The sequence below is a fragment of the Lentzea sp. genome (assembly GCF_036380075.1).
Lineage (GTDB): Bacteria > Actinomycetota > Actinomycetes > Mycobacteriales > Pseudonocardiaceae > Lentzea.
Window position 1 is genome coordinate 20,707 of the sequence record NZ_DASVFL010000322.1, and the last position, 21,436, is coordinate 42,142.

The window sequence follows — 21,436 nt, forward strand, 5'->3', positions numbered from 1 at the left end:
CGTGCCTACGCGTCGCGGCGGCGTGGCGCGTGGTCGAGGAGGACCTCGGCGGCCGCACGGGCGTGGCGGCCGTAGTCCGGGTCGTTGAGGACCATGGCGCGGCTCGCGGCGCCGTCGGCGAGGGTGACGAGCTGCTCGGCGAGCGGCTGCGGGTCGTCGACGCCGAGCTCCGCCACGAGGTCGGTGACCAGCGTGAGCATGAGGACCTTCTGCTCGCGGGCGAACTCGTGCACCCGGTTGGCGGGGTCCGGGTGCTCGGTCGCGGCGTGCAGGAACGGGCAGCCGTGCACGATGCCGTCCGGCCACGGCTGCACCGTGAACATCGCCAGGATCCGGTCCCGCGGCGGCACGTCGGCGCGCTTCAGCGTCTCGAGCAGCGTGTAGCCGGAGCCGAGGATGGACGCCAGCTGAGCGAGGACCAGGTCCTCCTTCGTGGGGAAGTGCGCGTAGAGGGTCCGCTTGGAGACCGGTGCCTCAGCGGCGATGTCCTCCATCGTCGTCGCGGCGATGCCACGCCGGGCGAACAGGCTGCCCGCGGCGGTCAGCACGCGCTCCCGGCCACCTCGCCCCGCCCGCCGCACAGGTTCTGCGCTCATCACCCAACTATACGACAGCGTTTACATAGCCGGGCGGGATCCGCTACGGTCGCTCAAGTAAACGAAACCGTGTACTTGAGGAGTGACACCGATGACGACGGAGCTCGCCGAAACCGCGGGCCGGCTCATCCGGGGCCGGCGCGCGACGAGGGCGTTCCTGCCGGACCCCGTCCCGCAGGAGACGATCGAGGCCGTCTTCGGCTTGGCCGGCACGGCCCCGTCGAACTCCAACGCGCAGCCCTGGCAGGTCGAGGTGGTCAGCGGAGCCGCACGGGACGAGCTCGCCGACGCACTCGTGGCCGCCCACCAGGCCGACCGGCGGACACCGGACTTCCCGTACGACGACAGCATCTACTCGCCCGTGCACCAACGCCGGCGGGCCGCTTTCGGCGCCACGCTCTACAACGCGCTCGGCATCGGCCGCGGCGACCGGGACCTGCGCGCGTCCTACGACCTCAAGAGCCTGCGGTTCTACGACGCTCCCCACGTCGCGCTGCTGTACGCGCCCGAGTCGGGCGACCCGAGGCTGACCGCGGACGTCGGCATGTACGCGCAGACCCTGCTGCTGGCCATGGCGGCGCACGGGATCGCCAGCTGCCCGCAGGGAATGCTGAGCTTCTACAGCGAGACCGTCCGCGAGACGCTCGGCGTCTCCGGCGGGAAGCTGTTGCTGGGCATCTCGTTCGGCTACGCCGACCCCGACGACCCGATCAACGCCGTCGAGGTCGGCCGCGAACCCTTGCTGGAGACGACGCGCTTCCACCGCTGAAAGTTGTCCACTTCGGACTGTCCTCGTTCAGGACGACCCGTCGGTCTGCAGGAGCGGCCGCACTTCCTCGGCGCTCTCGACGAGCATGCGCACGACGGGGAGGTCCGCGTCCCTGGAGCGCCAGGCCACCACACCGGTCAGCTCGATGTCCAGGTCGCCGAGCGGGCGCCACACCATCGAGGTGAACGGGGTGACCAGGGCGGCCGTCCTGCGCGCGAGGAACGTGACGCCGTCGCCGATCGCCACCAGCGCCAGGAGCGCCTCCAGGTCGGCGATCTCCGTGATCGCGCCGAGGTGGACGCCCTGCGCCTGGAACGCGGAGACCACCCCGGCGTGCAGCCGGGGGTCGAGCTCGCGCGGCTCGAGGACCACCCGCTCCCCCGCGAGGTCGCGCACCCGGACCTCCTCGCGGGACGCGAGCGGGTGGCCGCGGGCGACCAGCAGCCCGAGCCGGTCGCTCACCATCTCCAGCGAGGACAACGCCTCGTCGGCGGGCCGGTGGGTGCCGCAGGCGAAGGTGATCGTCCCGTCGCGCAGGGCGGTCCACTGCTCGGTGCCGCTCATCGCCACGAGCTCGAGCCCCACCCGCGGCGCTCGCCGGCGGAACGCGGTCATGAGCGACGCCAGCGCACCGGTGAACGTGGCGCCCTGCTCGAACCCGATGACCACGGTGCCCTGCCGGCCCTGCGCGACGTCCCGAGCCTCCTCGACGGCAGAGGAGACGCTCGCGAGCACGCCGCGGGCCCGTTCCGCGAAGACCTTCCCGGCGGCGGTGAGCCTGATCCCGCGCCCGGCCGGTTCGAACAGCTCGACGTCCAGCTCCTGCTCGAGGTCCTTCATCTGACGGCTCAACGGGGACTGCGAGACGTGCAGCTTCTCCGCGGCCCTGCGGAAGTTCTGCTCGTCGGCGATCGCCACGAAGTACCGAAGGTGTCTCAGCTCCACCGTTGCTCCTGAGGTCTCACAGGAAAGCTGTCGCCGTCACAGGTCGACGTCCCCCATCCAACCCGAACGCGCCTGGTCACCGGGACCGGCCACGCATGGCCGGGGTGGTGGCCTGTCCCCGCACGACGTCCTCGTCGTGCGATGGGCGGCGGAAAAGCCCGGCACGACCCCCGTAGCGGAGGAGACAGATGGCCAGCGGCCCGGAACGATCACGGCAGGCAGCGAGGGAGGCGGCGAACGACCCCCGGCGGTACGCCGCCAGGCTCGACCCGGTCCACGCCGACTTCCTCTGCGGGCTGGACGAGCCGGAGGGCGTGACCCGCGGCAGCGGCGCCGGCGAGGTGGTCCTCACCGCCGCGGCCGTCGCCTACCTGCAGCAGCTCCCGCTCCAGCGGGACTGGCACGTCGACTCCGGCAGGAGGTGGATCTACCTCGAAGCCCGCCCGCACCCGTTGAGGCAGCTCTGACCGGTCAGGCGGCGGTCCGCCACGCGTCGCCGCGGTCCCGCTGCATCGGCGGGGTCTTGAAGTGGGCGTAGGAGTACTTGCCGGTGATCGCGCCGTCGGCGTCGAAGTGGAAGACGTCCATGCCGTGCCAGACCATGCGCGGGCCGTGCCGGAGGGCGCCGAGCAGGCGCAGCAGGGGGTGGATGCGGCGGGCGTGCGGCTTCGCGACGTCGATGCGGCACGCCCAGCGGATCGCGACGCGCCGGCCGGGCTCGTCGACGAGCTTGTCGTAGACGTCGAACCGCATCGCGCCGTACCTGCCCGCGAACTGGGGCGCGAACTCGGCGCGGATGGCGTCCTTGCCGCGGTGCCGCGCGCCGTCGCCCGGCTCGTACTCGGCGTCGTCCGCGAAGTAGGCCATGACGCGGTCCAGGTCGTTGTCGTTGAAGGCGTCGACGAAGCCGTCGACGGTCGTGGACAACGTGCGCGAGTGCTGGGTCATGCGGGACCTTCCGGGTGGGCGGGAGCGTGCGGCGCCACGTTAAAGGAACACCGTACTTTTAACCAGCTCCTTGGTAGGGTCGCATCTCACATGGACACGTCGTTCCGCCGGGCGAGGCAGCCGGAGCAGAAGGAGCAACGGCGCGAGACGATCCTCGCCGCCGCCCGCGACCTCGCTCTCGAGCGCGGCGTGGCCGGGGTCAGCCTCGGCGACATCGCCACCGCCGTCGGGCTGGTGAAGTCGAACGTGCTGCGCTACTTCGGCACCCGCGAGGAGATCTACCTCCAGCTCACGATGCGCGACGGCACCGCGTGGGCCGACGCGGTGACCGAGCGCCTGGGCGACGCCGAGGGCATCGGCCGGATGGCCGCCGCGCTCGCGGACTCCTTCGAGGAACGGCCGCTGTACTGCGACCTGATCAGCCACGCGGAGACGATGCTGGAGCACAACGTCTCGATCGAGGTGCTGCACACGTACAAGCTGTGGGCGATCGCCATGTACGGGCGCGTGGGCGGGCGGATCGCCGCCGTGTGCCCGGAGCTGACGGAGCAGGAGGGCGCCTCCGTCGTGTTCGCGGCCGGGGCGTTCGTCGGCAGGCTCCACCCGATCACCCGGCCGCCGGCGGCACTGGCCGAGCTGTACGCGCGGGAACCCGGGATCGCGGCGGTGTTCCCGCCGTTCGGGCCCGCGCTGCAGCGCTTCGTCGCGGCGACCGCCACCGGCCTGCCCGCGGTGCGGAGTCAGTAGCGGGAGACCGGTGCGCGGACGGTCCCCGGCGGTGTGAGAGTCTGGGGACGTTCAGCGCGGAGCGGGGGAAGTCCGGTGAGAGTCCGGCGCTGTCCCGCAACGGTGTGCCTCTCCTGAGGCGAGCCCGGTCGCCCGATCCGCGCGGTGTCACCAACTCCTGTCGTGGATGTGCGGGAAAGAGTTCTGATGAGACGTCTGGTGCTCGCTGCTGTCCTTCTGCTGGGCACGGCCACGGCCACCCCCGCGGTGGCCGCCACGCACGACAAGGCCGACGCCGCCGCCGGATGGCTGGCGCGGCAGCTCGTCGACGGGGAGCGGTTCGAGTCCGACTTCGGCGGCGAGAAGTTCCCCAACCAGGGCGGGACGATCGACGCGATCTTCGCGTTCGCCGCCGCGAGGGCTTCGGACGCGAACGCCGAGAAGGCGATCACGTGGCTGGCCAGGCCGGAGATCACCACCGGCTACCTCGGCACCGGCACGGAGTCCTATGCGGGAGCCCACGCCAAGCTGTTGCTCGCCACCCAGGTGCGGCACAAGAACGGCACCTCGTTCGGTGGCGTGAACGTGGAAGCGGGCCTGCGGGCCCTGCTGACGCCGTCCGGCCGCTTCTCCGACCGCTCCGAGTTCGGCGACTTCTCCAACGCCTTCACGCAGTCGCTCGCCCTGATCTCGCTGGACCGCACGTCCGGCGGCGCGCCCGCGGCGTCGGTGGCGTTCCTGGCCGGCACCCAGTGCGCGGACGGCGGGTTCCCGCAGGACTTCGGCCTGACGCCGTGCGTGAGTGACGTCGACTCGACGGCCATGGTCGTGCAGGCGTTGCGCGCCACCGGTGACGGCGTCAACGCCACCGAGGGCACGACGTGGCTGGCGGGCAAGCAGAACGCCGACGGCGGCTTCGCGGTCGGCGCCACCGCGTCGAACGCCAACAGCACGGGGCTCGCGGCCCAGGCGCTCGCCGGACACCGTCCGGTGGCCGCGGCGAAGGCCGGGAAGTTCCTGCGTTCGCTGCAGGTCGGCTGTTCGGGACCGGTCGCGGACCGCGGCGCGATCTCCTACGACGCAACGGGTTTCGACCCGGCGACGGCGCCGCGCGCGACGGCCCAGGCGGTTCTCGGACTGACCGGCGTGAAGCTGGCGGACCTGCGCGGCGGCGGCCGGTCACAGGCCCCGACGCTCGCGTGCTGAGCCGGGAGAACGGGATCAGGAGCTCACGGGTCACCGTCTGCCGCGGCTGTTGCTGCGGCACGGAACGCAAGCACCCCGAGGTCGACCACGACCGGCAGCTGGAGGTGCTGCGCGGCCGGCTCCCGTCGGTGCGCGTGGCCGACTGCCTGGACGCGTGCGAGGTGTCGAACGTGGTCGTCGTCCAACCCAGCCCGGCCGCGCGGGCGGCAGGGGCGAAACCCGTGTGGGTGGGGTCGATCCTGGACGACAGCGCGCTGCACGGCGTCGCCGACTGGGTCGACGCGGGCGGTCCCGGTGTCGCCGCGCCACCGCCCTCGATCGCCGGCCTCATCGTGGCGACGCCGGGACCGAAGTCCTAGGTGTGCTGACCTGAGAGGTTGGCGTGGGCGGTCCGGACCGATTGCTCGGCCTGCGGGTCGCGGAAGTCGAACGCCGAGCCGTCCGCGAACTCGATCCGCACGAACCACTCCGGTTGCACCTGACGGCCCAGTGGCACGGCGGCGAACCGCCGTGCCACCGCGACCGGCGCCTCCCACCACGTGACGAGAGGCGCCACCTCGCGTTGAGGTTCCCGTGCCCGGCTGAACAGGCCGCCGCGCTCGGGTTCGAGCACGCCGCCCTCCACCACGAGCCCCAGGCGCCGGTTGCTCAGCAGCAACCAGCACTCGTCCCTGCCTGCGGTGAACAGGTCGGCCCACCGCACGGCGGTCTGCTCGGGGCCGCGGGCGTGCGCCCAGCCCCAGACAGCCGGGTCGTGCGCCCATTCGTCGGTGCTGAACCGGCCGCTGCTCACGGCGGCGGTCGGCAACGGCCAGTCCGGTTCGGCGATGGCGGCTTCCGGAACTTCCCCGGCCACCGAATGCGGCGCCCTGCCCGCGGAACCGATGTGGCCCTTGCGCTCGACGGCCCACACGATCTGCTCGCCCGCGCGGACCCAGTGCTTCTGGGCGATCTCCGCGAGCTTGAACCTGTCCCTGGGCACGGGTCACCCCTGTCCGTTGGCCATGGCGAGCAACCGGTGCGCGTTCTCCGGCGACGAGGTGAGCACGTCGATCCCCGTTCCGTCCACGAAGGACACCCGCAGGGCGTGGACGTCGCGCGCCTGGTACTGGCGCGGCAGCTTGCGCTCGGCGAGCGACACCGCGCCGATGTGCTCCCGTGGGACCTCGGCGACCGTCGTGACCTCGGCGGTGGCCACGGGGACGTGCGGCGGATAGGCGCTCTTGCCGCTGAAGACGTCCCTGGCACTCTTCGCGAACCCGCTCACCCTGTCGAGGAAACCCCTCTCCTGCTCGGGTTCCGCCGGTTCCTCGACCAGGGTGACCTGGGCGAGCCTGCGCGGTGTGAGCACCAGCCACGAGACGCCGGGAACCGGTTGGCACAGCCGGGTCGCGATGCCGGCGGCCTGCGGTCCCCACACCACGACGTGCGGTGCGTCGGCACCGCCGTCCTCCGGGCCGCTGCCCGCGAAGGCGGCGTCCACCACCCCCGCGGCCGCATTGCCGAAGGCTCCGGCGACCTTGCCCAGCGCGCCGCGCTCGGGCCTGCCCTGCCAGTCCAGGCCGGTGAGGTCGTACCGGGTGCTGCTCGCGGTCGTGCCCGCGCAGAGCAGGACCGGCTCGCCGGGCAGGCACCACGACTCCCGGATCGCGAGGACGCCGTCGAGCTTCACCAGGAGAACCCGCGTTCCTGGGCGTCGCGGCGCTCCTCCTCGGACGGCTTGTTCCGCGCGGCGTCGTAGGCTTCCCGGCTGCCGAACGTGATGGCGCCGTCGACCGCCGTGCCCACGCCCGCGTCGAACAGCGCGCCGGTGATCCTGGTCTGGCCGCCGAGCGCGCCGGTGAGCACGGTCTGCGCGATGTTGCCCGCCAGCGCGCCCTCCCCGGTGACGCCCTGCATGAACCGGTTGGCGGTGGTCGACGCGAGCGACGTGCCGTCCGCCCTGGTGACGATGTTGACGATCGGGTTCGAGCCGAGGTGGCGGCCCGCGAACTGCTGCGCCATGTTGCCGCCGCGCAGGCCGTTCATCCGGTTGATCACCTGGCGCAGCGGGCCGCGCAACCGCACCAGCAGCTTCTCGATCTGCTGCACCGCCTTGAACAGCTCCATCTGGAGCTTCGACACGCGCATGGAGATCCGCACGCCGGTGCTGCCGACCTGCACGGTCGTCGTCGCGCCCGCCGCGGCGACCGAACCGCCCGCGGTGACCCACGACGCGGCCAGTGCGGCGAGCCACTGCACGATCAGGCCGATGATCAGCTCGGTGAGGACGTCGATCACGAACTCGACGAACATGTCGAAGAGCTCGGCGATCGTCTCCAGGGTCTGCTTCAGGCCGCGGACGTCCTCCGCCAGCGCCTCGACTCCGCCCGCGAACTCGGTGACCTGCTTGCGGAAACCGTCACCGGCCGCGCCCTGCCACATGGCCGTCGTGGTCTCGGCGCGCTTCTTCTCCGCCTCGGCGACCTCGTCGAGCCACTTCGCGACCTCGTCCCAGCCCTCGCCGGTGGCGCGCATCTGCTCGGGGTCGCCGACCGCCCATTCCGCGAGCTCGATCAGCGGGCTGAGCACGATGGAGACGAGGAAGCCCAGTCCGTTGTCCAGCAACGCCTGTCCGGGGCTGGCGAGGGTCTGGAGCAGCTCCATCCGGCCGGAGACCGTGGCCGCGGTCATCTGCGGCGGCGAGGTGGCGTCCGCCAGGTCGGCGACCGCGCTGTAGGCGGAGCTGCCGCGCCCGGCGGCCTGCTCGAACCAGTTCTTCTGCTCACCGTCGTTGAGATCGGTGAACGAGCCGGGTCCGGTCATCGCGCACCGCCCCCGAGACCCTTGCCGATCTGCCCGAACGCCTGCGAGATGCCCTGGTCCACGCCCTGGTAGACCTCGAAGCTCTCCTGCAGCTGCGCGCCCGTCTGCTTCAGGAACCCCTGCGCGTCGGTCGCGAGCTGCTGACACTCCTGCAGACTCTTGAAGTAGCCGCTGCTCAGACCGACCGCGTCACCGATCGGCCCGAAGCACTGGTCGTCGACCCTGGCCTGCTCCAGCAGCTTCGCCAGCGCGCCGAACTTCTCCGCGAGGCTGTCGCTGCCCCGCGCGAACGCCGTCAACGCCTCCGGCTGGACGTGGAAATCCACGACTCCCCCTAAATCCCCAGTCACTCGCACCGCGGCCCTTCGACGCGATCTTGGTCCGGTCGGTTCCGCGCGGCGGGTCGAGGCTACGCCAAGCAGCCCCGCCGCGTCCGTACGATGGGGTGAGGACGTCGACACCGGGGAGTTCCGATGAGGGTGCTGCTGCCGGCGCTGCTGGTCGCCCTGAGCGCCTGCTCGCCCCGCCCTGCCGAGGAGCCACCTCCTCCCGTCGCCACGACGTCGAGCGCGGCACCGGTCCCGTCCTCGGCGGCCCCGTCCTCGACAGGCCTGTCGGACAAGCAGGACCCGCGGCGGTACGCGCAGCAGACGCGCACGCACGCCGCGGCCGCGGGCATCAGCCCGCAGCTGCTGATGGCGATCCTCTACAACGAGTCGTACAAGCCGCACGACCCGGCGCTGGAACGGGCCTGGCAGAAGATCGACCCGGATGCCGCGTTCGGCGTGGCCAACATGCACAAGGCCGCCTTCGACGAGACGAAGCAGGGGCGCGACTTCGCCGCGCGGGACTGGCAGGAGCTCCCCGACGACCCGGACCTGGCGGTCGCCGCCGCGGCGTGGCACCTGCACGACCTCGGCGCGCAGCTCCCGCGCTCGTGGGCCGGCGACTACACGCGTGACGAGCTGCTCGCGCTGGGCTACAACGCCGGTGCGGGCTCCATGCTGGCCTTCGCGAACAAGGCGCAGCCCGGCGCGCTCGCCCAGTCCTATCTGGACCGCCTGCGGACGAACTGGCCGCAGGCGGAGGAAGCGCTCCGCACCGGCTGAGAAACGCGCCGGGCTCAGTTCGCCGGTTTGTGGCCCTGCTGGGCGTTCCTGAGCTGCTGCTGGAGGTCGTCGATCTGCTGCTGGAGCTTCGCGACCTGCGACGGTTCCTCCGCGACGGAGTCCGCCCGCACGTCCTCCTCCTGCCGCAGCCCCGAGGACTCCGCCTTGAGGATCTTCGCCGAACGTCCCAGCGACCGCGCCATCTCCGGCAGCTTCTTGCTGCCGAACAACAACACGATCACCACGCCGATGATCAGCAGCTCGGTTGCTCCCAGGTTGCCCATGCGTTCACGTCCTCCCGTCGAACCCCCATCGACAATAGCGCGCCCGGACAGGCGTGCGAGGTCACGGAAACAGCCACCACACATCGTCCAAAACGGACTTGGAACCGAAGGCGCGGGACACGGTCCGAAACGGTCTTTCCCTCAGCTGGTCTTGCGCATGCGCACCGACGTGATGGCGTGCCGTGCGACCGCGAGCACTTCGATGTCCCAGCCGGAGACCTTCGCCACATCACCCGGCCGTTCCGGGATCCGCCCGAGCACCAGCAGGACCAGCCCGGCGACCGTGGAGTAGTTGCCCTCCGGTGCCTCGGGCAGCTCGACGCCGACGTCGACGAGGTCGTGGATCGGGAACGTCCCCGGCAGCACCAGCGAGCCGTCCTGGGCGGTCTTCACGGCCATCACGTCGCGGTCGGTCTCGTCGTAGATCTCGCCGACGATCTCCTCCAGCAGGTCCTCCAGCGTGACGATGCCGTCGACCGCGCCGTGCTCGTCCACCACCAGCCCGAACTGCTCGTGCTCGGTCTTGAAGCGCCGCAACGCCTCCGACACCCGCACGGAGTCCGGGAAGACCACCGGGTCCCTGACGACGTCGGTGAGCTTGCAGTCGTCGTCGAGCAGGTCGCGCAGGTGCACGACGCCGATGACGTCGTCGATGTGGCCGTTGCGCACGACCGGTGCGCGCGACCGCCCGGACGCGGCGAGCTCGGCGCGGGCCGTGGGCACGTCGAGGTCGTCGGCCAGCACGAACACCAGCCGCCGCGGCACCAGCACCTCGCGCAGACGCCGTTCGTGGATCTCCAGCGCGCCGGTGATGATCTCGCGCTGCTCGGCGTTGAGGCCGCGCTGGCTCTCCACCAGCTCCCGCAGCTCCTCGGGGGTGAGCTGCTCCGACTCGGCGTCGGGGTTGCCGCCGAAGACCCGCACGACCAGGTTGGTGGAGGCGCTCAACGCCCACACCGCGGGCCGCGAGACCGTCGACAGGAAGTCGAGCGGCTTGGCCACGAGCAGGGCCCAGCGCAGCGAGTACTGCATGGCCAGCCGTTTGGGCGCCAGCTCGCCGAACACCAGCGTGAAGAACGTGAGCACGATGGTGACGAGCGCCACCGCCACACCGGACGCGGCACCGCCGAGGAAGCTCAGCAGCGGCACGAGCGGCTCCGACAACGACACCGCGGCCGTCGCCGACGCCAGGAACCCGGCGAGCGTGATGCCGATCTGGATGGTCGCCAGGAACCGGTTCGGGTCGCGGGCGAGCTTCACCAGCGTGCGCGCGGCTCCTCCGCCGTCGCGTTCCAGGGCGCGCAACTGCCCCTCGCGCAACGAGATCAGTGCCATCTCGCTGCCCGAGAACAACGCGTTGACCAGCACGAGCACGCCGACAAGGGCGATGTTGAATCCGTAGCCGTCCATTCGGCCTTCGTCACTCCCCCGCTGTGCAGTTCGCAGTGCGACCACGCTAGCGGCTGGACGCGCGTCCCACCGGTTCAGGTTGATCATCACAGTTTCGCGGGCGGGCGGTTGAGCGATGATCGGGTCGGGTAGCCGGGGTGAGCAAGGCAATCGAGACTTCAGGAGGGTGACGTGATCGGGTTCATCGTCGCCGGACTGATCATCGGCGCGCTCGCCCGACTGATCAAGCCCGGCAAGCAGAACCTCGGCATCGTGGCGACGCTGCTGCTGGGGCTGGTCGGCTCCGTCATCGGCGGCACCATCGCGAACCTGCTCGGCACCGGCGACATCTTCGAGCTGAACGTGCTGGGCTTCATCATCGCCGTGATCGCCTCGGTGCTGCTCATCGGCACTGCGGAGGCCATCGCCGGCCGCAACCGCACCAGCGTGCGGTAACCACCGGCTCGAACGCGGGAAGGGCCCCGGACACCACCACGGTGTCCGGGGCCCTTCCCGTTGCACCCCTCAGCGCGAACTCCGGTCCGAGCGTCAGGACGCCGTGCCGAACCACCTCGTGGCGGCGCGTTCGAACGCCCGCGGGTCGACGGGCCCGTCGGCGGCCCAGGCGACGGTGCCGTCCGGCCGGACCAGCACCGCGGCCAGCCCGAGGTCGTCCCGCGCCGTCCCCGCCGTGTAGTCGACCTGCGTCTTCCAGCGCGCCGCGGAGTCGCGCAGGACCTGGTCCGCGGTGAAGTCGAGCAGCACGGCCCGGCCGTCCCGCATCAGCCCGGCGAGGCGGGTTCCGTCGCCGAAGCGGAAGTCCGGGGCGTCGCGACCCGCCAGCGGGTGGTCCTCGGCCACGTCGTGGCGCAGCCAGGCGCCCGACATCTTGCGGTACACGTACGTCGCCCCGTCCGGCGTCGCGATCAGGTCGCGCAGCACTCCCTGGACGGCCTGCGAGTGCAGGTCCGGTCCCATCGCCGCGACCTGGGCGCGGGTCCATTCGAGCACCCAGGCGCCGATCGGGTGGCGTTCGCGTTCGTAGGTGTCGAGCAGGTCGTCCCGGGAGTCTCCGCGCACGACGGCGGCCAGCTTCCAGCCGAGGTTCACGGCGTCGCCCAGGCCGGTGTTGAGGCCCTGACCGCCCAGCGGCGAGTGGATGTGCGCGGCGTCGCCCGCCATCAGGACGCGGCCGCGGCGGTAGGTGGACGTCTGCATGGCCCGGTCGGTGTAGGTCGAGGCGAGGTGGACCTCGGTGATCGTCACGCCGGTGCCGGAGACGCGGCGCAGCACGTCCTGCAGGTGCTCGCGGGTCAGCGGCCGCGAGCGGTCGAACGTGCCGCCGTCGAAGTCCATCATGCCGATCCCGCCGCCGGGCATCGTGAGGTACATGCCGGTCGGCGTGAGGTTGAACCACGGCTTGAGCTGCTGAGGATCGTCGAGGTCGACCTGCGCGACGTAGCCGGTGAAGCGCGGGCCGGTGCCGACGAACTCGAACCCGGCGAGCTTGCGCACCGCGCTGTGCCCGCCGTCGCAACCGACGAGCCACCGCGCCGGGTGCTCCTCGCCGTCCACGTGCGCGACCACGCCGTCCTCGTCCTGCGTGACGTCCGTGACGGCGGCACCACGGCGGATCTCGACGCCGAGCTCCGCCGCCCGTCCGGCCAGGAGGGTCTCGACCGCCTCCAGGTTCACCACCGCCTGCTGGTTCGCGGGGCTGGGCAACCGGAAGGTCTGCGTCTCGAGCTCGACGTCGGCCGGGTTGATCATCATGCCGGCGAAGTGGCCGTGCGGCTGCGGGGGCGCGGGCTCGGCGTCCGGGTCGTAGGGGATACCGGCCGCCGCGAGAACCGGCGCCAGCATGCCCCGGCGGTAGAACGCCTCGACCGACGCGGCCGACAGCCCCCGCGTGCCCAGCGGCGCCCTCTTCCACGCGGAGCGCGGTTCGGCGTCCTTCTCCAGCACCAGCACGGAACAGCCCGCGAGACCCAGCTCGCACGCGAGGAAGAGCCCGACCGGGCCGGCTCCCACGATCACTACGTCATGCACGGGTGACTCACCTTCCGAAGTGCGTTTTCCTGTGTTCGTCGGACAGGCGAAGGCTCCCGTGGAGCGCTCACACGGCACACACGCGACGCACACGCGGCACGTGGGTCCCGGTCAGCGCGGTGGGTGCGGTCTGCCAGAGTTGGCGCCGTGACGGTGGACGTGCGCGTGGCGGTTCTGGGTCCGCTGGAAGTGCACGTGGACGGCGCCCCGGCGCAGCTCGCGGGGAACCGGGTGCGCGCCGCGCTCTGCCGGCTCGCGGTGGCGGTCCCCCACCCCGTCGGTGTCGACGAGCTGATCGACGCCGTGTGGGACGGCAGTCCTCCCGGCGGGGCGGCGCACGCCCTCCAGTCGTTGGTCACCCGGCTGCGTGCGGCCCTCGGCGACTCCGGTTCGGTGCTGATGGACTCCCGCGGCTACCGGATGCCGTTGACCCGCGACGCCGTCGACGCCCTCCTGTTCCAGGACCTGCTTTCCCGCGGCCGTCGTGCCGTGCGCGAGGGCGACGACGGGAGCGCGTTGACCGCGTTCGAGCAGGCGCTCGCGCTATGGCGCGGACCGGCGCTGACCGGGGTGCCGGACGCGCCGTACGTGCCCGGTCTGACCGCCGAGCTGGAGAACCTGCGCCTGGACGCGGCCGCCGGGCGGTTCGCCGCCGCCCTGTCCCTCGGCCGGGCCGACGACGTGGTGGCCGACCTGCGGAAGGTGGTGGACGAGCACCCGCTGCGCGAGGACTTCGCCGCCCAGCTGATCACGGCGCTCGCCGCGACCGGCCGGGGCGGCGAGGCGCTGACCGGCTACGACCGGATCCGCCGCGAGCTGGCCGGGCAGCTGGGCGCGGACCCCGGGCCGGAGCTGCGCGACCTGCACCTGCGGCTGCTCGGCGGTGAGCTCACGCCCGCCCCGGCGCGACGCCGGCCGCCGAGGGGCCTGGGCACGCCGTTGACCAGCTTCGTCGGCCGGGAGACCGAACTGGACCGCGTCCGGTCGTCGGTGGCCGCGCACCGGCTGACCACGCTGGTCGGGCCCGGCGGCGCGGGTAAGACGAGGCTGGCCACCGAGGTGGCGCGCGGCGGGCAGGGCGAGGCGTGGATGGTGGAGCTGGCGCCGGTCACGTCCGGCACCGGCGTCGCGCGGGCCGTGCTGGACGCACTCGGTCTGCGCGAGGCCAGGCTGCGGCCGGACCAGTCCGGTCAGGACGACCGCGAGCGGGTGCTGGACGCCGTCAGCGAGGCCACCGGGTTGCTGGTGGTGGACAACTGCGAGCACCTGCTGGACTCGGTCGCCGAACTGGTCGCCGATGTCGTGGCCGCCGCACCGGGAGTGCGGGTGCTGGCCACCAGTCGTGAACCGCTCGGGCTGACCGGCGAGGCGCTGGTCCCCGTCCCGCCGCTCGCCCTGCCGCCGCCCACCGCTGGCGTCGAGGAAGCCGTTCGGTACCCGGCGGTCCGCCTGTTCCTGGACCGGGCCTCCGCCGCCCGCCCCGGCTTCGTCCTCGACGACACCACCGTGGAGGACGTGGTCGCGGTCGTCCGCGGGCTCGACGGCCTGCCGCTGGCGATCGAGCTGGCCACCGCCCGGCTGCGGGTGCTGCCGGTCGCCGAGGTCGCGCGCCGGCTCTCCGACCGGTTCCGGCTGCTCACCGGCGGCGACCGGGCGGGCCTGCCGCGCCACCGCACGTTGCGGGCGGTGGTGGACTGGAGCTGGGAGCTGCTGACGGAACCCGAACGCGCGCTGGCGGAACGGCTCGCGGTGTTTCCCGGCGGGGTGACCGAGGAGGCCGCCGCGGCGGTCTGCGCCGACGAGCTGGTACCCGCCGAGGACGTCGGTGAGCTGCTGATGACGCTCACCGAGAAGTCGCTGCTGCGGACCCGGCACGACGTCCCGCTCCGCTACCGGATGCTGGAGACGCTGCGCGAGTACGGCCTGGAGCGGCTGGCCGAACAAGGCCTGGCGGGCACGGCGCGCGACCGGCACGCCGGCTACTTCGCGAACCTCGTCGACGAGCTGGAACCCGTGCTGCGCGGCCGTGACCAGCTGGGAGCGCTGGCCACCCTGCGCGCCGAGGAACCGAACATCGTCGCGGCCCGGCGGCACCTGTTCGACTCGGGACGGCTGCGCGACTCGGTGATGATGACCCTGGCGACGGCGTGGCTGGGCAGGATCACCGGCGACACGCACGAGGCGGGCTGGCTCGACGAGCTGGTCGCCGCGCACGACGGCGTCGACGAGCCGCACCTCGTCCACGCAGAGGCGTTGCGGGTCATGTCCACTTTGGACGAAGGTCGGGACGTGGGCGGCGACGAGGTCCGGCACCGGCTGGCCGACCTGCTCCGCCGGCGCCGGGTGAACCCGGTGCCGTCCCCGTACGGCAGCCTGGACGCGGTGCTGGCGATCCTCCCGGCGCTGGCCGGGCTCGCCGACGACGGCGAAGCCGGCACCTCACCCGATCCGTGGATCCGGGCGGTGCGGCACGTCGCGGCCGCCAACCGGGCGGAGAACAGCGGCGACTCGGACCGCGTCCGGCGGGAAGCCGAACTGGCGCAACGGGAGTTCCGCGCGACCGGCGACCGGTGGGGCATCGCGGTGGCGCTGAGGACCAGGGCCCAGCTGCGGGTGGTGGACGGCGACCTGCCCGGCGCCCTGGCCGACCTGGAGGCCGCCCGGTCCGCCGCCGAGGAGCTGGGCGCGACCGACGACGCCCGTTTCCTGGCGCTGAGGATCGCCTGGCTGCTGTGGTCGCTGGGCCGCACCGCCGAGGCACGCCGTGAGCTGACCGGCATCCGCTCCGGCGGCGGAAAGCCCTGGCGGGGCGGCGAAGCGGACCTGGTGGTCGACGCGACGACGGCCGGCATCGAGTGGACCGACGGCCACCACGACACCGCCTTGCAGCTGGCAGACCAGGTCCGTGCCCGGCTGCGGGCCGAGGACGCGGCCAAACCGGTGCGCGGACACGTGGTCACCACCGTGCTCGGCGCGGTCGCGGTCGTCTACGCCGTCGCCGCCGAACGGTGGCCGGAGCGCCTGGACGACGCCCTCGACTGCCTCGGCCAGGCGCACCCGGCCGCCCTGCGCACCGAGGACAGCCCGGTCATCGCCCTGCTCGCGCCGGGCCTCGCGCAGGCGGCCGCGGCGCTGGGCAGGCCCGGCGACGCGGCGGAGGTCCTGGGCGCGGCGGCCCGTCTGCGCGGCGGTGACGGCGGTGGCGACGTCTTCACGGCCCGGTTGCGGGCCGATCTCGGCGAACGCTTCAACTCCCGCTACCGCGCAGGCCGTGAGATGGACAGGAGCGCGGCCATCGCGAGGATGGATCCGCGCTCCCTCACCGCACCCGCGGGGTTTCAGTCCACAACGGACTGAAACCCCGCGGTCCGTTCAGGTGAAGAGGTCCCCCACCCGTCCGTTATGGTCCTTGATCACCCGGCCCGGTTCCGTGCCGAGCACGCGGTCGAGCAGGGTGGCGTACACGTCGCGGAAGTCCGTGGTCTGCTTGAGGTCCCCGTCGTCGAGGTCGGCCAGGTCCGGCTGCTCGCCGTGGAACCCGCCGCGGACGTTCGCGCCGAGCACGAACACCGGGCCCGCCGTCCCGTGGTCGGTGCCGTCGCTCGCGTTGGCGCGCACCCGCCTGCCGAACTCCGAGTAGACCAGCACGACGGCCCGCTTCCCCACCCTGCGGACGAACGGGGTGAGCGCACTGTCCAGTTCGGACAGCAGCCGCTGCTGGGTGGCGCGCTCGTCGGAGTGCGTGTCGAACCCGCCCAGCGACGCCGAGTACACCCGGCAGGGGGCACCGGCCTCGATGAGGCGGGCGACCACGTCGAGCTGGGCGCCGAGGGCGCCACCGCCGCCGGCCGACGAACCCTTGTCGCGCTGGTCGTCCGGGTCGTCGCCGGTGATCTGGCCGCCGGACGGCGATCCGGTGAGGGTCGTGGCGGTGTGCCGGACGTCCGCGATGGAACGGGCGACCCGCGCCTGCCAGTGCTCCTCGCCGTCCGACACCGCGCCCAGCGCGGAGAACGCGTCCCCGAGCGGGCCCGACGGCAGCTTCAGGCCGTTGAGCGGGAACGACGCCGCCGCGGTGCGTTCGCCGGCGAGCAGCGGGGGCAGCAGCGGTTCCACCGACAGCGCGCGCAACGGGTCGTCGCCCGCGGTCTCGTCGAGCCAGCGGCCCAGCCAGCCGGACGGCACCGACGTGCGCGGCGAGGCGGTCTGCCAGATCGCCATCGACCGGAAGTGGCTGTGGTCGGGCTGGGCGTAGCCGACCCCGCGCACGATCGCGAGCCCGCGTTCGTCCCACAGCTGCTTGAGGCCCTTCATCCCGGGGTTGAGGCCGAGCCCCTCCCCCAGCCCGAGCACCTCCTCCGGCCGGTAGGCCAGGTCGGGTCGGGCGTCCTGGTAGACGCGGTCCTCGGCGGGGACGACGGTGTTGAGGCCGTCGTTGCCGCCGTAGAGCGTCACGACGACCAGCACGCCCCTGCTCGGGTCGAGCGGGTTGTCGGCCGCGGCGCTCATGAGGTCGTCCCAGTTCACGCGGGTGGCGCCGAAAGCGAGGGCGCCGGCCGCGGTGACACCGGACAGCGTCAGGAACCTGCGTCGGGTCAGCGTGTCCACGAGCTCACCTGCTCACCACGTACTCGGGGGCGCTCGCCGCCACGACGACGAGCTGCACCGGGTTTCCGATCACCTTCTCCAGCGCGGCCTTCGTGCGGTCCGACCAGGAGTCGACGCCGAGCAGGCGCCGCACGCCCTCGATCCGGTCCGCGCTGCCGATGGCGTTCTTCACGGAGGCGCGTTCGGCCACGAGCTTCGCCAGGTCGAGCCGGGACGGCCACGCGGCCGTGGTCAGCCACGCGCCGCCCGCAGGCCAGCCGCCGACGCTCGGCGGCCGGAACGGGACCTGCCCGAGGCCGCGCAACGACCGCAGCACCGCGTCGGTCTGCTTCTCGTTCAGGTCCCGCGGTTTGACGTCGAGCGCGCGCATCAGGCCGACCGCCCAGTCGACGGGTTGTTTCACCAGGACGTTCACGGAGTCGCGGAACGCGGCCTCGCCGGCCAGGGCGCGCAGCAGCGACCGCGTGTCGCGCCGGAACGCCGTCACCAGGCGCGCGAGCACGTCGGCGGCCGGCGGCTGCGCGGACACGAGCCGGAACCACACCCTGCCGACGACGAACTCCGGGCTCTCGGGTCTGCCGAGGACGAGCGCCACCAGGGACTGCGCCGTGTACCGGCCGGTCTGGCCGAAGACGCGCTTCTCGCCGTCGTCGTGGCGTTTGGCCACCAGCTCTGCCTTGCCCGAGTCCGCGCGCACGGTCCACCCGGTCAGCGACCGCGCGGCCTCCCGGACGTCGATCTCGTCGTAGTGGCCGATCCCCAGGGTGAACAGCTCCATCATCTCGCGGGCGAGGTTCTCGTTGGCCGCCCCGACGCGGTTGTCGTTGCCGTCGAGCCACACCAGCATCGCCGGGTCGACGACGAGCGCCTGGGCCAGGTCCGCGAAGGGCCCGAGGCCGAGCCGCCGGAACGTCTCGTTCTGCGCCAGCATCAGCGCGGGTGAGCGCACCTTCTGCTCGCTCGTGGCGAAGTGCCCGTGCCAGAACCACGTCATGCGTTCGGCCGCGGGGCCGCCGGCGGTGACCATGCGGTCGAGCCACCACTTGGCCAGCGCGCGTTCGTCCTCGGTGCGCCGGCGGGCGGCTTCCTTCTTCGCCTGGTCGTCGCCCTTCGCCGGGCGGGCGGGGGCCGCCGGTCGCGGCGCGGGAGCACCCGCGGGACCGTCGGTCAGCAGGGCGTCGAGGGCCGCGCCGTACGGGAGGTCGAGGTCTCCTGGCCGCGGTCCCACCCCCAGCCGGTCGTGCAGCCTCCTCACCGCGGCGCGTTCGTCCAGTTGCACCATGACGGACAGTCTTCGGTGCTGTGGCGCCTTGTGGCGAGGCAATGCGGGGATCTTCAGAGTTGCTTCAGCGCACGGGCGCGGCCCCGGTTCCCGGTCAGAACCGGGACGCGACCGGAACTCGCCAGACCCGAGAGAGCGCTCTCACAAGACGGTTGATCTGCGCTACAGTCCAGTCACCCCTAGTACTCGACGACGAGGTCAGGTGGAGGTGCCGGGCGCGTGACTCCCCCCGCGAACCGGGTCGTGGCCGCCGCCTCGCTGGGACGGGCCGTGCTGCTCGGCCGGGCCGCTCTCACGCTGACCGCCACCGGCGTCGGGCTGCGCGTGCTCCCCGACCCGCGGACGGCGCTCGCGGTGTCCGTCGTCGTGGTGGTCTCCACGGCCGCCGGGCTGGTCGTCCTCGCCCACCGTCCCGACGTGGTGCGGCACTCGGCAGGGGTGGTCGCCGCGGACTCGGTCGCCGTGCTGGCGGTCCTGGTCGCGAGCCGGGGTGGCGTGCCGTTCTTCTGCTTCGCCGCGGGCGCCTGCGCCCTGGGCGGCGTGCTGCTCGGCATGCGCGGGCTGGTGCTCTGGGTCCCGCACGCCGCGCTGGGCTACTGGGTGGCCGGCCACCTGCTGCGGACCGGTGCGCCGAGCCCGCACATCGCCGTCTTCACGCTGGCGTTCCCCCCGGCGGACGTCCTCGCCGGGATCGCCGCCGCGGTCGCCACCGGAGCCCTCGTGCGCTACGTCGACCTCTCCGTGGACGTGGTCGCCTCGGCCCAGCGCTCGGCGGCGGCCTCCGAGCGGGCCCGGCTGGCCCGTGAGCTGCACGACTCGGTCGCCAAGACCCTGCGCGGCGTCTCGTTCGCCGCGCTCGCGCTGCCGTCGTCGTTGCGCAGGCAGCCCGAGCTCGCCGAGCAGCTGGCGAGCACGGTCTCGCGCGGAGCCGCGGCGGCCGCCAGGGAGGCGCGCGAACTGCTCACCGGGCTGCGGCTCGACTCCCCCGACCAGGACTTCACCGCCACGCTGCGGCGGATCTGCGACCGCTGCGCCGAGTCGTCCGGGGTCGCGGTGCGACTCACGGCCGCGCCCGTCGACCCACCGGCCGACGTGCGCTACGAGCTGAGTCGCATCCTCGACGAGGCCCTGCGCAACGCCGTGCGGCACGGCAACCCCCGGCGGATCACGGTGACCCTCACCCGGACCGATCGCCTCCGCCTGCGGGTGCGCGACGACGGCGACGGCTTCCGCGTCCCGGCCGACTTCTCCGTCCTCACCGCGGGGCACCACTTCGGAATCGTCGGCATGGCGGAACGCGCTCGCCACGCCGATGGCGCGCTGGTGGTGACGTCGGAACCCGGTGGCGGCACGACCGTCGAAGTGTCGGTGCCCGCCGAGTGCCTCGCCAGGACGGCGTCATGATCGACGTCCTGGTCGTGGACGACAACCCGATCGTGCGGGCGGCGCTGTGCGGCTTCCTCGACGGCACCGGGTCCGTGCGGGTCGTGGGCGAGGCCGGGGACGGCCGGCAGGCGCTGACCCTCGCGCGGCGGCTGCGCCCCGCCGTGACCCTGCTGGACCACCGCATGCCGATCGCGGACGGGTTGTCGGTGCTCGGCGACCTGTGCCGGTGCACCGCCGTGCTCGTGCTCACCAGTGACGCGGACCCCGGCCTGGTGGGCGACATGCTGCGCGGTGGTGCGCGCGGGTACCTGGTGCACGGCGAGTTCGATCCCGACGAGCTGCTCCGCGCGGTGCTCGCGGTCGCTCGCGGCCAGGGGTGGCTGTCCGCTCCGGCGGCGGCCGTCGCCGTGTCCGCCGTCCGCGAGCAGGCCGACCGGCAACGGGCGGAGCACGAACAGGCGGAACGGCAGCGGCAGCACCAGATCCGGACAGGACTGACGCGACGCGAGGAGGACGTGCTCGGGCTGGTGGCGCAAGGACTGTCCAACGCGGCGATCGCGCGCCGGCTGCTGGTCACCGAGAAGACGGTGAAGAACCACCTGCACCACGCCTTCGCCAAGCTGCACGCGGGCAACCGCACCGAGGCCGTGCTGCGCTGGACCGGCCGATGAGCGCCGGCGTGGCGCAGCGCCGGGTACTGGTGCGGCGGCTGGGGTGGACGGCGCTCGCCGCCGGGGTCGCGGCGGCGGCCGTGCTGGTGACGCCGGTGGTCGTCCCGTTCTCGCCGCCCGCGCAGGTGGCGCCGCCGCCCACGTCCGTGGTCACGTCTTTCGTCGTCACCTCAACGGTTGTCGTCGTTCCGCCCGCCGCCACCCCGTCAGCCGCTGTCCCGTCCCGTGAACCGGTGAAGGCCGACCCGCCGGCCCCGTCCGCTCCGCCGCCGCCCGCGTTCCGGAGCATCACCGTGCACGCGGCCGATCCGGCGAACCTGCGCAACGGCGCGCGCGTCATCGAGTGCGCGAGCTGCCGCGGTGGCAGCCGGGTCGGCTACATCGGCGGCCCGAACACCCTCGCCATTCGCCTCACCGGAGTGCCCGCGGCCGGGACCCGCACCCTGACGATCGTCTACGAGACGGAGGAGCCGCGGACGCTCGTGGTCGCCGTCGGTGACGGTGCGGCGCAGACCCGGCGGCTCACCGGGGCGGCGAGCCTGCTGATCCCGGCGACCACGACGCTCGAGGCGTTCGTGCCCGCCGGGGACAGCTGGGTCAGGTTCTTCAACGACTCCGGCTCGGCACCGGACGTCAACGAGCTCGTGGTGAGCTGAGGCCGGA

Annotated in this window: 23 protein-coding genes; 11 read left to right on the plus strand and 12 right to left on the minus strand. The window is 72.8% G+C overall.

The window, feature by feature from the left end; translation table 11 throughout:
• Positions 1–5: 5 nt before the first annotated feature.
• Positions 6–596 carry a helix-turn-helix domain-containing protein gene (locus VF330_RS33650; RefSeq protein WP_330855748.1) on the minus strand — a complete coding sequence of 197 codons (591 nt, stop codon included), beginning with the start codon at positions 594–596 and terminating at the stop codon, positions 6–8.
• A gap of 91 nt (positions 597–687) precedes the next feature.
• On the opposite strand from VF330_RS33650, the gene VF330_RS33655 reads away from it, so the two are divergent.
• Positions 688–1,365, plus strand: coding sequence for a nitroreductase (locus VF330_RS33655; RefSeq protein WP_330855749.1), 678 nt, complete (start codon positions 688–690; stop codon positions 1,363–1,365).
• Between the two features lie 27 nt (positions 1,366–1,392).
• Here VF330_RS33655 and VF330_RS33660 read toward each other — a convergent pair whose 3' ends face one another.
• Positions 1,393–2,310, minus strand: coding sequence for a LysR family transcriptional regulator (locus VF330_RS33660; RefSeq protein WP_330855750.1), 918 nt, complete (start codon positions 2,308–2,310; stop codon positions 1,393–1,395).
• Positions 2,311–2,498: 188 nt separating this feature from the next.
• Between VF330_RS33660 and VF330_RS33665 the strand changes: the two genes are divergently transcribed.
• Positions 2,499–2,777 (plus strand): hypothetical protein, encoded by a 279-nt coding sequence (locus VF330_RS33665; protein WP_330855751.1) that lies wholly within the window; start codon positions 2,499–2,501, stop codon positions 2,775–2,777.
• A gap of 4 nt (positions 2,778–2,781) precedes the next feature.
• Here the strand turns inward: VF330_RS33665 and VF330_RS33670 are convergent, their stop codons facing one another.
• Positions 2,782–3,258, minus strand: a complete 477-nt coding sequence (locus VF330_RS33670; protein WP_330855752.1) for a nuclear transport factor 2 family protein — start codon at positions 3,256–3,258, stop codon at positions 2,782–2,784.
• A gap of 90 nt (positions 3,259–3,348) precedes the next feature.
• Between VF330_RS33670 and VF330_RS33675 the strand changes: the two genes are divergently transcribed.
• From VF330_RS33675 to VF330_RS33685, 3 genes are all read left to right on the plus strand, one after another.
• Positions 3,349–4,005 (plus strand): TetR/AcrR family transcriptional regulator, encoded by a 657-nt coding sequence (locus VF330_RS33675; protein WP_330855753.1) that lies wholly within the window; start codon positions 3,349–3,351, stop codon positions 4,003–4,005.
• A gap of 186 nt (positions 4,006–4,191) precedes the next feature.
• Positions 4,192–5,190, plus strand: coding sequence for a prenyltransferase/squalene oxidase repeat-containing protein (locus tag VF330_RS33680; protein ID WP_330855754.1), 999 nt, complete (start codon positions 4,192–4,194; stop codon positions 5,188–5,190).
• Positions 5,184–5,549, plus strand: a complete 366-nt coding sequence (locus tag VF330_RS33685) for a hypothetical protein (RefSeq protein WP_330855755.1) — start codon at positions 5,184–5,186, stop codon at positions 5,547–5,549. Before VF330_RS33680 ends, VF330_RS33685 begins: the two co-directional genes overlap by 7 nt.
• Here the strand turns inward: VF330_RS33685 and VF330_RS33690 are convergent.
• The 4 genes from VF330_RS33690 to VF330_RS33705 are packed head-to-tail and all read right to left on the minus strand — an operon-like array spanning position 5,546 to position 8,321.
• A complete protein-coding gene (locus VF330_RS33690; RefSeq protein WP_330855756.1) occupies positions 5,546–6,172 on the minus strand; it encodes a hypothetical protein in 627 nt (208 codons plus the stop codon). The two genes, VF330_RS33685 and VF330_RS33690, sit on opposite strands and share 4 nt — an antisense overlap.
• 3 nt (positions 6,173–6,175) lie before the next feature.
• A complete protein-coding gene (locus tag VF330_RS33695) occupies positions 6,176–6,862 on the minus strand; it encodes a hypothetical protein (RefSeq protein WP_330855757.1) in 687 nt (228 codons plus the stop codon).
• Positions 6,859–7,995, minus strand: a complete 1,137-nt coding sequence (locus VF330_RS33700; RefSeq protein WP_330855758.1) for a hypothetical protein — start codon at positions 7,993–7,995, stop codon at positions 6,859–6,861. The genes VF330_RS33695 and VF330_RS33700 overlap by 4 nt, the downstream gene beginning before the upstream one ends.
• Positions 7,992–8,321, minus strand: coding sequence for a hypothetical protein (locus VF330_RS33705; protein ID WP_330855759.1), 330 nt, complete (start codon positions 8,319–8,321; stop codon positions 7,992–7,994). Before VF330_RS33705 ends, VF330_RS33700 begins: the two co-directional genes overlap by 4 nt.
• 147 nt (positions 8,322–8,468) lie before the next feature.
• Between VF330_RS33705 and VF330_RS33710 the strand changes: the two genes are divergently transcribed.
• Positions 8,469–9,104 (plus strand): transglycosylase SLT domain-containing protein, encoded by a 636-nt coding sequence (locus VF330_RS33710; RefSeq protein ID WP_330855760.1) that lies wholly within the window; start codon positions 8,469–8,471, stop codon positions 9,102–9,104.
• Positions 9,105–9,118: 14 nt separating this feature from the next.
• Here the strand turns inward: VF330_RS33710 and tatA are convergent, their stop codons facing one another.
• A complete protein-coding gene (gene tatA, locus VF330_RS33715; RefSeq protein ID WP_330855761.1) occupies positions 9,119–9,388 on the minus strand; it encodes a Sec-independent protein translocase subunit TatA in 270 nt (89 codons plus the stop codon).
• A 141-nt stretch (positions 9,389–9,529) separates the two neighbouring features.
• Entirely contained in the window at positions 9,530–10,798 is a 1,269-nt protein-coding gene (locus tag VF330_RS33720) for a hemolysin family protein (protein ID WP_330855762.1), read from the minus strand.
• Positions 10,799–10,969: 171 nt separating this feature from the next.
• Here VF330_RS33720 and VF330_RS33725 point away from each other — a divergent pair, with 171 nt between their 5' ends.
• The gene (locus VF330_RS33725; RefSeq protein ID WP_330855763.1) at positions 10,970–11,233 is read left to right on the plus strand and encodes a GlsB/YeaQ/YmgE family stress response membrane protein; all 264 of its coding nucleotides are present in this window, start codon (positions 10,970–10,972) and stop codon (positions 11,231–11,233) included.
• A 93-nt stretch (positions 11,234–11,326) separates the two neighbouring features.
• On the opposite strand, the gene VF330_RS33730 is transcribed toward VF330_RS33725, so the two are convergent.
• The gene (locus VF330_RS33730) at positions 11,327–12,826 is read right to left on the minus strand and encodes an FAD-dependent oxidoreductase (RefSeq protein WP_330855764.1); all 1,500 of its coding nucleotides are present in this window, start codon (positions 12,824–12,826) and stop codon (positions 11,327–11,329) included.
• Positions 12,827–12,973: 147 nt separating this feature from the next.
• Here VF330_RS33730 and VF330_RS33735 point away from each other — a divergent pair, with 147 nt between their 5' ends.
• The gene (locus VF330_RS33735) at positions 12,974–16,183 is read left to right on the plus strand and encodes a BTAD domain-containing putative transcriptional regulator (RefSeq protein WP_330855765.1); all 3,210 of its coding nucleotides are present in this window, start codon (positions 12,974–12,976) and stop codon (positions 16,181–16,183) included.
• A 15-nt stretch (positions 16,184–16,198) separates the two neighbouring features.
• Here VF330_RS33735 and VF330_RS33740 read toward each other — a convergent pair whose 3' ends face one another.
• Both VF330_RS33740 and VF330_RS33745 read right to left on the minus strand, forming a co-directional pair.
• Positions 16,199–17,434, minus strand: a complete 1,236-nt coding sequence (locus VF330_RS33740; RefSeq protein WP_330855766.1) for a DUF1501 domain-containing protein — start codon at positions 17,432–17,434, stop codon at positions 16,199–16,201.
• Between the two features lie 4 nt (positions 17,435–17,438).
• Positions 17,439–18,716, minus strand: a complete 1,278-nt coding sequence (locus VF330_RS33745) for a DUF1800 domain-containing protein (RefSeq protein ID WP_330855767.1) — start codon at positions 18,714–18,716, stop codon at positions 17,439–17,441.
• Between the two features lie 219 nt (positions 18,717–18,935).
• Between VF330_RS33745 and VF330_RS33750 the strand changes: the two genes are divergently transcribed.
• From VF330_RS33750 to VF330_RS33760, 3 genes are read left to right on the plus strand one after another with little or no spacing between them, the layout of a single operon-like run.
• Positions 18,936–20,120: a sensor histidine kinase gene (locus tag VF330_RS33750; RefSeq protein WP_330855768.1), complete on the plus strand. Its 1,185-nt coding sequence runs from the start codon at positions 18,936–18,938 to the stop codon at positions 20,118–20,120.
• Positions 20,117–20,773 carry a response regulator transcription factor gene (locus VF330_RS33755; RefSeq protein WP_330855769.1) on the plus strand — a complete coding sequence of 219 codons (657 nt, stop codon included), beginning with the start codon at positions 20,117–20,119 and terminating at the stop codon, positions 20,771–20,773. The genes VF330_RS33750 and VF330_RS33755 overlap by 4 nt, the downstream gene beginning before the upstream one ends.
• Positions 20,770–21,429, plus strand: coding sequence for a hypothetical protein (locus tag VF330_RS33760; RefSeq protein WP_330855770.1), 660 nt, complete (start codon positions 20,770–20,772; stop codon positions 21,427–21,429). Before VF330_RS33755 ends, VF330_RS33760 begins: the two co-directional genes overlap by 4 nt.
• Positions 21,430–21,436 lie beyond the last annotated feature (7 nt).